The sequence below is a fragment of the Chromobacterium sp. S0633 genome (assembly GCF_024158805.1).
Taxonomy (GTDB): Bacteria; Pseudomonadota; Gammaproteobacteria; order Burkholderiales; family Chromobacteriaceae; genus Chromobacterium.
The window spans coordinates 23,762-36,317 of the sequence record NZ_JAMZGH010000025.1 but is presented as its reverse complement, the minus strand read 5'-3'; the positions used below and the strand labels follow the sequence as shown (position 1 = coordinate 36,317).

Genomic DNA, 12,556 nt, shown 5'->3' with positions numbered 1-12,556 from the left:
GTATTGATTGAACCATTTAAAAGACGATTGGAACCGCCGCTCTGGCCTTGACGCCCGGATGGGTATTTTATCGCCATGGCAAGCCCGGATGAGGTCTATACTGGAGCCGGCATTGGCACCGCCGATGCACGCCAAGGAGCTGATCATGAGTAAATCAAGACACAGCAGCAAGGAAGCCAAAAAACAGCCGTTGATGACGCCCAAGGAGAAGCGGGCGGCCAAACATCAGAAGAAGCATGGGCCGGACGGGGCGCCCATCATTGTCCCTCACTAAGGCGAGCGCCGCGGCGATGCGGCTGCCTTGATGTGCTGAGCGCCTCGCTGGTTTTGATCCGTGCGCTGTTTCCCTTCACGGTCCATCCGACCGTCTACGCCGGCCAGCGGGCCGGCCAATCGCCCAAACCTCCTGCCTTTGCGGCCAGGAGGTTTTTGTTTGGCGCGGATTGCTTGCGGATCAAGGGCAGGCGCGCGCCGCCAAAATATGCTTGTTGATTTTTTTCGGCGGAGACGATAGCTTTACCGGCTTTATTCGGGGCCAGCCGCCGTGAACGCGGCGGGGGCGGGGGACAGGCGATGCAACAGGTCATCGAGGCGACGGGCTATCACGCCCATGTGTATTTCGACGCGGCGCAGCAAGCCGCGGCGCGGCGGCTGCGCGAGGCGGTGGCGCAGCGCTTTGCCGTGGAGTTGGGGCGCTGGCGAGAGCAGGCTTACGGGCCGCACCCGGTGGGCGCGTATCAGATCGCCTTCGCGCCGGCCTTGTTCGGCGAGATCGTACCGTGGCTGATGCTGAACCGGGAAGGGCTGAGCGTGCTGCTGCATCCGCTGACCGGCGACGATGTCGAGGACCACAGCGACTTCGCCATGTGGCTGGGCGCGCCGCTGGAGTTGAACATGGACTTTCTGCGCCAGCACGGCGACAACGGGCGCTCGGGCTAGCCGCGGCGGGCGCGGCCAAAACAAAACCCACCGGCCGGAGCCGGTGGGTTTTGTGATTGACGGGTACCGGTTTTAGCGCCGTTCCACCGCCAGCGCCACGCCCATGCCGCCGCCTATGCACAGCGTGGCCAGGCCCTTCTTGGCGTCGCGGCGCTGCATTTCATGCAGCAGGGTGACCAGCACGCGGCAGCCGGAAGCGCCGATCGGGTGGCCCAGCGCGATGGCGCCGCCGTTGACGTTGACCTTGTCCGGGCCCCAGCCCAGTTCGCGCGCCACGCCCAGCGCCTGGGCGGCGAAGGCTTCGTTGGCTTCCACCAGATCCAGCTCCTCCACGGTCCAGCCGGCCTTGTCCAGCGCCTTGCGGGTGGCGGCCACCGGGCCTATGCCCATGATTTCCGGCGCGCAGCCGGTCAGCGCGTAGCCCTTGATCGCGGCCAGCGGCTTCAAGCCCAGCTGGTCCGCCTTCTGGGCCGACATCAGCAGCACCGCGGCGGCGCCGTCATTGATGCCGGAAGCGTTGCCGGCGGTGACGGTGCCTTCCTTCTTGAAGGCGGCGCGCAGCTTGGCCAGGCCTTCGGCGCTGGCGTCGTGCTTGATGAACTCGTCGCTGTCGAAGGCCAGCGGATCGCCCTTGCGCTGCGGCACCAGCACCGGGGTGATTTCGTCCTTGAACTTGCCGGCTTTCTGAGCGGCGGCGGCGCGTTGCTGCGAGGCCAGCGCCAGCGCGTCCTGCTCTTCGCGGCCGATGCCGTACTTTTCCGCCACGTTTTCAGCGGTGATGCCCATGTGGTAGGCGTTGTAGGCGTCGGTCAGGCCATCGTTGACCATGGTGTCGATCAGCTGGGCGTTGCCCATGCGGAAGCCGTCGCGCGAGCCGGGCAGGATGTGCGGCGACAGGGACATGCTTTCCTGGCCGCCGGCGATGACGATGTCGGCGTCGCCGTTGGCGATGGCCTGGGCGCCCAGGTGCACGGCGCGCAGGCCGGAGCCGCAGACCACGTTGAGGGTGGTGGCCGGGGTGGTGACCGGCAGGCCGGCCTTGATCAGCGCCTGGCGCGCCGGGTTCTGGCCGCTGCCGGCGGTCAGCACCTGGCCGAGAATGACTTCGCTGACGTCTTCCGGTTTCAGGCCGGTTTTGGCCAGCAGGGATTTGATGACGGTGGCGCCCAGTTCCGGGGCCGGGATCTTGGCCAGCGCGCCGCCGAAACTGCCGATGGCGGTGCGGGTTGCTGCGACAATCACGACTTCCATGTTTTTCTCCGTCTCTCTCTTCAATGTGACCGCGAAGGTCGGTGTGTCGGCCGGCGCGCCGGCGGCGGGGCGGGAAGGCCGCTAAAGCGTTGCGAAGCGGCTTTCAACGCCCATGTCTATCCATCCCGCCGACGCGCAGCAGATCGTAAACAGGTTCTTATTGCAGGCTGGCCACCACGCTGGGCATGGCCTTGGCCAGCACATAGCTGCCCGGCGCCGCTTGCAGCGGCGGGAAGTCTTTGCTGCCCAGGCTCTTGGGCGCGGCGACTTTCTTGCCGGATTGAGGGGCCAGCCAGGCGTCCCAGTCCTTCCACCAGCTGCCGGGGCGGCTTTCCGCGGTTTCCAGCCAGGCGTCCGCGTGCTGGGGCTGGGCGTCGTTGACCCAGTAATTGCGCTTGTCCTTGGTCACCGGGTTGATCGAACCGGCGATATGGCCGGAGGCGCCCAGCACGAAGCGCCGCGACGGCGCGCCGGTCAGGTAGTGGATGCCGGAGTAGGCGGAGCTCCACAACACGATGTGATCTTCGCGCGCGGCGAAGATGTAGACAGGGATGTCGATCTTGGAAACGTCGATGGGCACGCCGCACAGGGTGATGGAACCCGGCTTGGTCAGCGCGTTGTTCATGTAGAACTGGCGCAGCATGAAGGTGTGCATCGGCAGCGGCAGGTCCACCGCGTCGTTGTTCCAGTAGAGCAGGTCGAACGGCGCCGGCGTCTTGCCCAGCAGATAGTTGTTGACCACGTAGTTCCACACCAGATCGTTGGCGCGCAGGCTGGCGAAGGTGCGGCCTATCTCCTTGCCGCTGATGATGCCGCCGGCGGCGATCTTGGCTTCGCGGCTGGCCACCAGGTTCTCGTCGATGAAGTAGGAGATCTCGCCCGGCTCGGCGTGATCTATCAGCGAGGTCATGAAGGTGGTGGAGTCGAAGTATTTGAGTCCGCGCGCCTGCAGCACGCACTGGGTGGTGGTCAGGATCACGCCGCCGACACAGAAGCCCAGCGCGTTCATGCTGTCCTGCTTGCTGATCTTGCGCACGGTTTCCGCCGCGGCGATCACGCCTTTCTCGATATAGCTTTCCCAGGTGAAATGCTTCATCTCCGGTTCCGCCGAGCGCCAGCTGATCAGGAACACGCGGTAACCCTGGGCGACGAAGTGACGGACCATGGAGTTGTCCGGCTGCAAATCCATCAGGTAGTACTTGTTGATGCAGGGCGGCACGATCAGCAGCGGTTTTTCATAGACCTGGCCGGTGGTGGGGGTGTACTGGATCAGTTCGATCAATTCATTGCGGAACACCACCTCGCCCGGGGTGACCACGATGTTCTTGCCGATCTCGAACTGGCTCTCGTCCGACATCGAGATATGGCCCTTCTGGAAATCCTCCAGCATGTTCTTCATGCCGTCGACCAGGCTTTCGCCCTTGGTCTCTATTGCCCGTTTCATCACGTCCGGGTTGGTCAGCATGAAGTTGCTGGGGGAGACCGCGTCCAGGTATTGGCGGGTGGCGAAGGCCAGCTTGTCCTTGGCTTCTTCCTCCAGCTGGGCGTTGTCCACCAGCTCGGTCATCCATTTGCTGGTGAGCAGATAGCCTTGCTTGAGGAAATGGTAGAACGGGTGTTCATCCCATTCCGGCGAGGCGAAGCGGCGATCGCCCTTTTTCGCCGAGGCGTCGCCGTTGGCGGGCGCCTGGCCCAGGAATTGCGACCACAGATTCATCTGCTGCTGATACAAGCTGCTTTGCCAGGCGAACAGCTGGCCGGCGTTGCTGAGCATGGCGCCCCAGGCGTTGGCCAGCGGCAGTTCAGCATTTCCAGGTTGCGGCGGCAGCGGCAGGTTGTTGACGAACTGCTGCATCCATTGTTGGTTGGCCTCGGATAGGCTGGCGAAGAAACTATCCAGCGGGTTTGTACTTTCTTGGGTCAAAGCTGTCTCCTGAAACGTGCCGAAGCGTTATCGAAGCTTTCCTGCATTGGACCGTGTAACAAAGTGTGCGGTCGCAAGGTACGCCATGACTGTAACAGGGTTGCATGACATTTTCACCGGGAGGAGGACGATAAGGCGCGTCGAAAGCCGCATCTTGTTGCCGCAGTGCACAATCTGCCTAGCTGTCCTTTCGGCCTGGCATGCCGGGGGGGTGGAAATTATGGGATAATCGCGAGCTGGTAAGCTTGGCGTTGAACAGAACGGGAAAGGATGGTCATGACGGCATTCAAGGCGCGCTTGGGCGATCAAGAGGTCGCGGTGGGCAATATCTTCTGCATCGGGCGCAATTACGCCGCCCACGCGGCGGAATTGAACAACCCGCTGGAGGACGAGCCGCTGGTGTTCCTGAAACCGACGTCGGCGCTGGCCGGAGAGGGCGAGCTCCTGCGTTTGCCCGACTATTCCCGCGACGTTCACCATGAGTGCGAACTGGTGCTGCTGATAGGCAAGGGCGGCCGCGACATTGCGGAGTCCGAAGCGCTCGGCCATGTGGCCGGCTACGGCATCGGTCTGGACATGACGGCGCGCGACGTGCAATCGGCGGCCAAGAGCAAGGGGCAGCCCTGGACCAAGGCCAAGGGCTTTCCCACCGCCGCCTGCCTGTCTCGTTTGGCGCCGGCGGAGCAGGTGGCCGATCCGCAGCGGCTGAGCTTCGAATTGCGCGTCAACGGCGAGCTGCGCCAGCAGGGCGACACCGGCCTGATGCTGTTTCCGGTGGCCGCCGTCATCGCCTATCTGTCGCGGATCTACGGCCTGCAGGCCGGCGATCTGATTTATACCGGCACGCCGGAGGGCGTGGCCGCGGTGCGTTCCGGCGACCGGCTCAGCCTGAAGCTGGAGGGCCTGGCCGCCGCCGAATGGAGCGTGCTCTGATGGCGGCCTCAGGCGAGGACGACGGCAAGGTCCGTCTCGACAAATGGCTGTGGGCCGCCCGTTTCTTCAAGACCCGGCAGCTGGCGCACGAGGCGCTGGAGCTGGGGCGGGTGCAGGTCAACGGCGACCGGGTCAAGGCGTCGCGGGTGGTCAAGGAGGGGGACCAGCTGGTGATGCGCATCCATCAGCTGGAATACCGCGTCGAGGTGCTGGCGCTGAGCACCCAGCGCCGGCCGGCGCAGGAGGCGCGGCTGCTCTACCGCGAGGACGAGGCTTCTCAGCGCGCCCGTGAAGAGCAGGTGCTGCTGTTGAAGGCGGAGCGCGCCAGTTTCCCGCACGGCGAGGGTCGTCCCACCAAGAAGGCGCGGCGGGAGATCGGCAAGTTCAAAGGGCAGTTCTGAGCGCGCGCTTGCCGCGCGCCGTTTTACGTTTTCAACCAGAAACCCGTCAAGGGCCGAGCTTCAGATCATGTCGTCTTCCGCGTCACCCGCCGTATCCCTGCTGCCGTTCAGCCTGTTCTATTTCAGTTATTTCGCCTTCCAGGGCCTGTTCAGTCCGTTCTGGGGGCTCTATCTGCAATCGCTGTCCTTCTCCGCCTGGCAGATCTCGGTGCTGATGGCCTTGTCCACGCTGGCGCGCATCGTGGCGCCCGGCTTTTGGGGCTGGCTGGCGGACCGCCGCGGCCGCCGGCGCGCCATCATTCTGACGACGTCGCTGTTGTCGGCGGCGGCCTTCCTGCTGGTGGGACTGGACCGCGCTTTCTGGTGGGTGTTCGTCAGCCTGGCGGTGTCCCACTTCTTCTGGGCGGCGGCGCTGCCGCTGGTGGAGGCCAGCACCGCCCACCTGACGCGCGCGCAGCCGGGGCGTTACAGCCGGGTGCGGGTCTGGGGCTCGATAGGCTTCGTCTGTCTGGCGATGAGCGGCGGCCTGCTGCTGGACGGCATCGGCATTGGCAATCTGCCCTGGGCGCTGTGCGCGCTGCTGGCCCTGGTGGCCGCGGCGGCCTGGCGGGTGCCGGAAGTGGCCGCCGAGCGCAAGAGCGGACCGTCGGCGCCGATAGCGGCCACGCTGCGGCGGCCGGAGGTGATGGCCTTGTTCGGCTGCTGCTTCCTGATGGCCTTCGCCCACGGCCCTTACTACACTTTTTTCTCCATCGGCCTGAAGCAGGCGGGTTATGAGCAAGGCGCGATCGGCATGCTGTGGGGGCTGGGCGTGGTCAGCGAGGTGGCGGTATTCCTGCTGATGCCCAAGATCATGGCGCGCGCGCGTTTGGAAACGCTGATGCTGGCGTCGCTATTGGCGGCGGCGCTGCGTTTCGCCTTGATCGCCGCCGCGGCCGAGCTGGCCTGGGTGGCGATAAGCGCGCAGCTGCTGCACGCGCTGACTTTCGGCCTGCACCACGCCGCCTCGGTGGGCTTGATCCACCGCATGTTCGACCCACATCACCACGGCCGCGCCCAGGGTCTGTACATCATCGCCTCCTTCGGCGTCGGCGGCAGCGCCGGCGGCCTGATCGGCGGGCTGGTGTGGCCGCACGGCGGCATGGCGACGACGTTCGCGATGTCGACGGCCGCCGCCGCGCTGGGCGTGTTGCTGTGCCGGCGCTGGCTGCGGCCGGCGGCACCTGCTCAGGCGGGCTGATCTTTGAACAGGGCCGGCGGCACGAAGTAACAGCTGTCGCCGTCGATGCCGGGCAGCTCGATCCGGCCCTGATAAAGCAGGCCGATTTTCTCCAGCACGCGGATGGACGCCAGGTTGTGCGGCGCGGTGATGCCCACCACCACCGCGTGGCCCAGTTGCCCGCGGCCGTGTTCTATGGCGGCCAGCGCGGCTTCGCTGGCGTAGCCGCAGCCCCAGTATTGCTCCAGGAAGGCGTAGCCGATGTCCGGATAGTCCAGGCCGTCGCGCTTGACCAGGCCGCAGATGCCGACCGGAGCGCCGTCGTCGAGCCGTTCCACCAGCAAGAGGCCGTGGCCGTGCTTGCGATAGCTGGTTTGCGGGCCTTCCTCGATATAGCGCAGCGCGCCGAGCAGATCGTGGGCGTCCTTGTCGCCGATATTGGCGATGAAGGCCGGCTCGTTCAGCAGCTTGAGCATGAAGGGGGCGTCGCTGGCGTGCAGCGGACGCAGTTGCAGTCTGGCGGTGGCGATGTGATGCATGGCTGGTTCGGATTTCGCGGGATGAGGTCGTAAAAAAAGCCGACGGCGCTAGCGCCATCGGCTTTGATGCTAACAGGCCTGCGGCTCAGCACTCAACAATATTCACCGGCACTTCGATGACATTGATGGCCAGGCCGCCGCGCGCGGTTTCCTTGTACTTGGTGCTCATGTCCATGCCGGTGTCGCGCATGGTCTTGATCACCCGGTCCAGCGACACGAAGTGCTGGCCGTCGCCGCGCAGCGCCATGCGCGCCGCGTTGATGGCCTTGACCGAGGCCATGGCGTTGCGTTCGATGCAGGGCACTTGCACCAGGCCGCCCACCGGATCGCAGGTCAGGCCCAGATTGTGCTCCATGCCGATCTCGGCGGCGTTTTCCACCTGTTCCGGGGTGCCGCCCAGTACTTCGGCCAAGGCGCCCGCGGCCATCGAGCAGGCCGAGCCCACTTCGCCCTGGCAGCCCACTTCGGCGCCGGAGATGGAGGCGTTGAGCTTGAACAGCACGCCGATGGCGCCGGCGGTGAGCAGGAAGCGCACGATGCCGTCGTCGCTGGCGCCGGGCACGAAGCGGGCGTAATAGTGCATCACCGCCGGGATGATGCCGGCCGCGCCGTTGGTGGGCGCGGTGACCACGCGGCCGCCGCCGGCGTTTTCCTCGTTCACCGCCAGCGCGTACAGATTGACCCAGTCCATCACCGTCAGCGGGTCGCGCAGCGCCGCCTCGGGCGAGGCCAGCAGCTTGCGGTGCATGTCGGCGGCGCGGCGCTTCACCTTCATGCCGCCGGGCAGGATGCCTTCGCGCTCGCAGCCGCGCTTGACGCAGTCCTGCATCACTTGCCAGATCTTCAGCAGCTCGGCGCGCACTTGTTCCTCGCTGCGCCAGGCCAGCTCGTTCTCCAGCATGATCTGGCTGATGGACTTGCCGTGGCGCTGACACAAGGCCAGCAATTCCGCCGCGCTCTTGAACGGGTGCTTGAGCTCGGTGACGCCCGGCGGCACGAAGCCGGCGTCGATAGCGGCTTCATCAACCACAAAGCCGCCGCCCACCGAGTAATAAGCGCGCTTGGACAGGCTGGCGCCGCTGGCGTCGAAGGCTTCAAAAATCATGCCGTTGGGGTGGTAGGGCAGGGTTTTTTTCTTGTGCAGAATCAGGTGTTCGCCTTCGACGAAGGGCACGGTCTGCTTGCCCAGCAGGGCGACGGACTTGTCGGCGCGGATGGCGGCCAGCATGCCGTCCACCGCGTCGGTGTCCACCAGGTCGGGCTGTTCGCCCTGCAGGCCCAGCAAGACCGCGACGTCGGTGCCGTGGCCCTTGCCGGTGGCGCCCAGCGAGCCGAACATTTCGGCGCGCACGCTGGCGGTCTGAGCCAGCAACTCGTCTTTTTCCAGCCGGGCGATGAATTGGCGCGCGGCGCGCATCGGTCCAACCGTGTGGGAGCTGGACGGGCCGATGCCTATCTTGAACAAATCAAAAACACTGATGGCCATAATGCTTCTCTTTAAGGGCTGTGTCCCGCTAAGCGGGTTGTTGTCCGGACGGCCTGGACCGTCCTTATTATTGTCGTTGTCATGGTTTCGCACGGCTTTGGCGCGAGGGCCGGCCTGCGCCTCGCCATCTTGCGGCAGCCGGGCAATCTAGACAAGCCGGCGACGGCTGTCAATTTAGAATTATAGAGTCAGGACTAAGTTGCGTCGGGGATTCGACGAGTTGAAACCGCTTCGCATTCGGACGGCATGAACCGGGCGGGCGGAAGGCCCTTGGGGCAGGCCGGGGAGGGGAATGGGGCGTGAAAAAGCCCGGGCGAGCCGGGCTTGGAGCTTAGAACCTGTTTACGATCTGCTGCGCGTCGTGAGACGTGACACGGTGAGTACCCTTTCGAAATGCTCATGTACCACGCGTACACTCCGCTTTCGCCTTGCCTCGCCCTAGCTCGCGAGATCGTAAACACGTTCTTAGACTGCGGCGGCGGTGAAGCGGCGGCGCAGATGCTGCGGTTTTTCCAGTTCGTCGACGATGGCCACGGCCAGGTCTTCCACGCTGATATCGGCCGGCTTGTCGCCGTTGAACAGCAGCTGATCGCCGCCCAGCCGGTATTTGCCGCTGCGTTCGCCCGGGTGGAGGAAGGCCGGCGGGGAGACGAAGGTCCAGTCCAGCGCGGTTTCTTCGCGCAGGCGGCGCAGCGCCTCGCGCACGCCCAGTGCGCCTTCCTTCCATTCCGCCGGGAATTCCGGGGTGTCCACCAATTGCACGCCGGGCGCCACTTCCAGGCTGCCGGCGCCGCCCACTTCCAGGAAGCGCTTGACGCCCGCCTGCTTGACGCCGGCGACGATGGCGTCGTGGCCCTTGACGGCCAGCGCCTGGATGTCGGCCTTGTCCCAGCCGGGATTGAAGGCGCTGACCACGGCGTCGTGGCCGGCCACGGCGGCGGCGATCTGGCCGGCCTGGTAGGCGTCGGCGGCCACGCCGCTCAGCTGCGGGTGTTGCGGCAGCTTGGACAGAGTGGTGACGATGGCGCTGACTTGATGATTGCGGGCCAGCAGTTCTTGCAAGATGGCCGAGCCGACAAAGCCGCTGGCGCCGATCAGAGCGATTTTCATGGGGATTCCTTTTCGCGATAAACGTGATGAAGTTTGATGGCGTTCAGAATAGCAGCTTGATTATAGAGCGATAATCCGGCAAAAATAAGATTGATAGTTTAGATAAGCTTAATAATGGATGCATTGAGACGGATGGCGGTCTTCGCCATGGTGGTGGACAAGGGCTCGATGAACGGCGCGGCGCGCGAACTGGGCATGACGCCGTCGGCGGTCAGCCAGCACATCAGCAAGCTGGAGCAGCAGCACGGCGTCAGCCTGTTGCACCGGACTACCCGCAAGCTGACGCTGACCGAGGCCGGCAGTCTGTTCTATCAGGGCTGCGCCGATATGCTGGCCGCGGCGCAGCTGGCCGAACAGCGCTTGCTGGAGCTGCGCGACGCGCCGGTGGGCGAGCTGCGCATCGCCGCGCCCACCGGTTTTGCCGGCGCGCTGTTGAGCGAGGCGCTGACGCCGCTGCTGAGCGCGCACTCGGGCCTGAAGCTGCGTTTGTTCTTCCACGATGAAATGATAGATCTGGTGGACAACCGCATCGATCTGGCTTTGCGCGCCGGCGTGCTCAAGGACTCCAGCCTGGTGGCGCGCCACCTCGCGGATTGGCCCAATGTGCTGTGCGCGTCGCCGGCTTATCTCGCGCGTCAGCCGGCGATCACGCGGCCGGAGCAATTGTCCGCGCTGCAGTGGGTGGCTTTGTCGGATCGCAAGCTGGGTTGGCTGGCCTTCGAGCATGCGGACGGCAGCCGCTTCACCGCCGAGCCGGACGCGCGCCTGGTCAGCAACAATATCGTCGCCGCGCGCCAGTTCGTGCTGGCCGGCATGGGGGTGGCGGTGCAGCCGGAGCCGGAGATACGCCAGGAACTGGCCGACGGCCGCTTATTGCGAGTATTGCCGGAGTGGAGCTTGCCGCCGCTGGCGATTTACGCGGTGACGCCGCGCCGCGACATTCAGCCGGCCAAAGTGCGTTACGCGATCGAGGCCTTGCGCGCCAGCCTGAGCAAATGAAAAACGCCGCCGGCAGGGCCGGCGGCGTGATTGGAACGGCAGTCGTTCAGGATCAGAAGGCGATCTTGAAGCCTACGCCGAAGGCTTGCGGGTCGTTGCCGGCGGTCAACGAAGCGTTGCTGGCGCCCAGATTGCTATCGTATACCGGGTTGTTGGCGAAGTTGGCTTTGGCCTTGGCGTTGTTGCTGATCTTGGTGTAGTAAGCCAGTACTTGGGTGGTTTTGGACAGGTTGTAAGTGCCGCCCAGAGTCCATTGCTTGGCCTTGAAGTCGTCGCCGTTAACGCCGGCGGAGGTGTTCTTCAGCGTGCCCAGCTGGCCGTAGGACAGCTTGACCGAAGCCGCGCCGAAGTCCTGACCCAGAGCGATCAGCCAGTCGTCTTGCTTAACTTGGCCGCCGCCTACCTGGTCGTAGGTGCCCCACTCGTAGTTGCCGCCGACGAAGGTGCCGGTGTCGAACTTATAGCTGGCGGCCAGGCCGTAGAAGGTGACGTTCTTGCCGGAGTTCAGCGACAGTACCGCCGGGCTGGAGTTGTTGTACGAGTTGCTGTTGGCGATAACGGCCGTATCGTACTGGCGATCCCAGGCGGCGGCCAGGTTCAGGCCTTGCCAGGTGTAGCCCAGGCCCAGGGAGATGCGTTTGGAGTCGTTGCCGGATACGCGGCTCTCGTCCACGCCCCAGGACGCGCCCAGCTTGAAGCCGGCCCAGCTCGGGGAGAAGTAGTGAACCGAGTTGGCCATACGCGCTTCGCCGCGGCTGTTGACCGAGCTGCTGCCGAAGTTGTCGGCGGTGGTGTTGACCATCAGGTCGGTGCCCAGCGCGCTGTTGCTGCTGCCGGTGAACATCTTGTAGGCGGAGTCGTGTTGGCCCAGCAGCACGCGGCCGAAATCGCCGTTGTCGAGGCCGATGAAGGTGTTGCGGGTGGCGAAGGTCGCGCTCTGACCTTTGTCGTTGGTGCCGCCTTGTTCGAAGTTGCGCAGGCTGTTTTCCACCTGCCAGATCGCTTTGGTGCCGCCGCCGATGTCTTCAAAGCCCTTGAAGCCGATGCGGGAGTTGTGGTCGACGATGCGGGTGCGGCTGCTGTATTCGCTGCCGCCGGAACCGGTGGCTTTGCTCGATTCGATGCCGCCGCTGAGGAAACCGTAGATGGTTACGTCAGCGTGGGCGACAACGGGCAAGGCGAACATTGCGGCAAGCAGGGCTGCCAGATTTTTCTTTTGCATCTTGAATGCTCCAAGTCAGTTTTTGCTTTACTAAAGTCAGGTGCCGAAGCTGGCGGACCTGCAATATCTATAGTAGATAAGTGCGGTATCGCCACAACACATGTCTTAGTTTAGCCACAAAATATGACGTGGGTGTTGCAATGATGTTGCATCAAGACAATTCGGACAGGGGTAGTGTTGCAATTACGCCAAGAATTGATTGGGGTAGACCTCGTCCAGCAGGGTGCGGCAATCGACGATGCGCAGATCGTTGTCCTTGGCGAAGTCCATCAGAAAGCAAAACACCTGCGGGCTGATTTTCTCCAGTTTTTTGTCCACCGCCACGCAGCGCACGCCGTCCAGCATCATCGGGCGGACATGGGCGTGGTAGTGCAGTTTCTGATCGTCGAAGGAGGCTAGGATGCCGGCCAGGCGTTCGGCCCAGTCGCTGGGGCGGAAGGTGCGCCCCTCGGAAGTGATGCCCTGGATGACTATTTCGTATGGATTGCAGATCATGGCGGTGGACCGGAGTGTTTGCTTTTGGTTTAGCCTGT

At 64.3% G+C, this 12,556-nt stretch carries 12 protein-coding genes and 1 pseudogene; 6 read left to right on the top strand and 7 right to left on the bottom strand.

Features of this window, described 5'->3' with window-relative positions:
• Positions 1–7 precede the first annotated feature (7 nt).
• Positions 8–274: a hypothetical protein gene (locus tag NK214_RS15470; RefSeq protein ID WP_146176645.1), complete on the top strand. Its 267-nt coding sequence runs from the start codon at positions 8–10 to the stop codon at positions 272–274.
• 299 nt (positions 275–573) lie between these two features.
• Complete coding sequence (locus tag NK214_RS15465) at positions 574–939, top strand: DOPA 4,5-dioxygenase family protein (RefSeq protein ID WP_253314927.1); 366 nt, start codon at positions 574–576, stop codon at positions 937–939.
• Positions 940–1,011: 72 nt separating this feature from the next.
• Here the strand turns inward: NK214_RS15465 and NK214_RS15460 are convergent, their stop codons facing one another.
• The gene (locus NK214_RS15460) at positions 1,012–2,190 is read right to left on the bottom strand and encodes an acetyl-CoA C-acetyltransferase (protein WP_235088980.1); all 1,179 of its coding nucleotides are present in this window, start codon (positions 2,188–2,190) and stop codon (positions 1,012–1,014) included.
• Positions 2,191–2,347: 157 nt separating this feature from the next.
• The gene (locus NK214_RS15455) at positions 2,348–4,045 is read right to left on the bottom strand and encodes a PHA/PHB synthase family protein (RefSeq protein ID WP_371926275.1); all 1,698 of its coding nucleotides are present in this window, start codon (positions 4,043–4,045) and stop codon (positions 2,348–2,350) included.
• Positions 4,046–4,390: 345 nt separating this feature from the next.
• On the opposite strand from NK214_RS15455, the gene NK214_RS15450 reads away from it, so the two are divergent.
• The 3 genes from NK214_RS15450 (at position 4,391) to NK214_RS15440 (ending at position 6,688) form a co-directional block, all read left to right on the top strand.
• Entirely contained in the window at positions 4,391–5,047 is a 657-nt protein-coding gene (locus NK214_RS15450) for a fumarylacetoacetate hydrolase family protein (protein WP_253314926.1), read from the top strand.
• Complete coding sequence (locus NK214_RS15445) at positions 5,047–5,448, top strand: RNA-binding S4 domain-containing protein (protein WP_253314925.1); 402 nt, start codon at positions 5,047–5,049, stop codon at positions 5,446–5,448. The genes NK214_RS15450 and NK214_RS15445 overlap by 1 nt, the downstream gene beginning before the upstream one ends.
• 67 nt (positions 5,449–5,515) lie before the next feature.
• Positions 5,516–6,688 carry an MFS transporter gene (locus tag NK214_RS15440; protein ID WP_253314924.1) on the top strand — a complete coding sequence of 391 codons (1,173 nt, stop codon included), beginning with the start codon at positions 5,516–5,518 and terminating at the stop codon, positions 6,686–6,688.
• Here the strand turns inward: NK214_RS15440 and NK214_RS15435 are convergent.
• From NK214_RS15435 to NK214_RS15425, 3 genes are all read right to left on the bottom strand, one after another.
• The gene (locus NK214_RS15435) at positions 6,676–7,206 is read right to left on the bottom strand and encodes a GNAT family N-acetyltransferase (RefSeq protein ID WP_253314923.1); all 531 of its coding nucleotides are present in this window, start codon (positions 7,204–7,206) and stop codon (positions 6,676–6,678) included. The genes NK214_RS15440 and NK214_RS15435 overlap by 13 nt on opposite strands.
• Before the next feature lie 85 nt (positions 7,207–7,291).
• Positions 7,292–8,692, bottom strand: a complete 1,401-nt coding sequence (locus NK214_RS15430; protein ID WP_253314922.1) for an L-serine ammonia-lyase — start codon at positions 8,690–8,692, stop codon at positions 7,292–7,294.
• Positions 8,693–9,157: 465 nt separating this feature from the next.
• Positions 9,158–9,802 carry an NAD(P)-dependent oxidoreductase gene (locus NK214_RS15425; protein WP_253314921.1) on the bottom strand — a complete coding sequence of 215 codons (645 nt, stop codon included), beginning with the start codon at positions 9,800–9,802 and terminating at the stop codon, positions 9,158–9,160.
• 114 nt (positions 9,803–9,916) lie between these two features.
• On the opposite strand from NK214_RS15425, the gene NK214_RS15420 reads away from it, so the two are divergent.
• A complete protein-coding gene (locus NK214_RS15420) occupies positions 9,917–10,801 on the top strand; it encodes a LysR family transcriptional regulator (RefSeq protein ID WP_048412147.1) in 885 nt (294 codons plus the stop codon).
• A gap of 52 nt (positions 10,802–10,853) precedes the next feature.
• On the opposite strand, the gene NK214_RS15415 is transcribed toward NK214_RS15420, so the two are convergent.
• Together NK214_RS15415 and NK214_RS15410 are read right to left on the bottom strand one after the other, a co-directional pair.
• Positions 10,854–12,023, bottom strand: coding sequence for a porin (locus tag NK214_RS15415; RefSeq protein ID WP_107799426.1), 1,170 nt, complete (start codon positions 12,021–12,023; stop codon positions 10,854–10,856).
• 210 nt (positions 12,024–12,233) lie between these two features.
• Positions 12,234–12,518 (bottom strand): annotated as a pseudogene (locus NK214_RS15410) (DUF3579 domain-containing protein); the annotation flags it as partial.
• Between the last annotated feature and the right edge of the window lie 38 nt (positions 12,519–12,556).

Coding starts and splice junctions, on each gene's coding strand:
- NK214_RS15465 (WP_253314927.1), top strand. CDS start 574: ATGCAACAGGTCATCGAGGCGACGGGCTATCACGCCCATGTGTATTTC.
- NK214_RS15460 (WP_235088980.1), bottom strand. CDS start 2,190: ATGGAAGTCGTGATTGTCGCAGCAACCCGCACCGCCATCGGCAGTTTC.
- NK214_RS15455 (WP_371926275.1), bottom strand. CDS start 4,045: ATGCAGCAGTTCGTCAACAACCTGCCGCTGCCGCCGCAACCTGGAAAT.
- NK214_RS15450 (WP_253314926.1), top strand. CDS start 4,391: ATGACGGCATTCAAGGCGCGCTTGGGCGATCAAGAGGTCGCGGTGGGC.
- NK214_RS15445 (WP_253314925.1), top strand. CDS start 5,047: ATGGCGGCCTCAGGCGAGGACGACGGCAAGGTCCGTCTCGACAAATGG.
- NK214_RS15440 (WP_253314924.1), top strand. CDS start 5,516: ATGTCGTCTTCCGCGTCACCCGCCGTATCCCTGCTGCCGTTCAGCCTG.
- NK214_RS15435 (WP_253314923.1), bottom strand. CDS start 7,206: ATGCATCACATCGCCACCGCCAGACTGCAACTGCGTCCGCTGCACGCC.
- NK214_RS15430 (WP_253314922.1), bottom strand. CDS start 8,692: ATGGCCATCAGTGTTTTTGATTTGTTCAAGATAGGCATCGGCCCGTCC.
- NK214_RS15425 (WP_253314921.1), bottom strand. CDS start 9,802: ATGAAAATCGCTCTGATCGGCGCCAGCGGCTTTGTCGGCTCGGCCATC.
- NK214_RS15420 (WP_048412147.1), top strand. CDS start 9,917: ATGGATGCATTGAGACGGATGGCGGTCTTCGCCATGGTGGTGGACAAG.
- NK214_RS15415 (WP_107799426.1), bottom strand. CDS start 12,023: ATGCAAAAGAAAAATCTGGCAGCCCTGCTTGCCGCAATGTTCGCCTTG.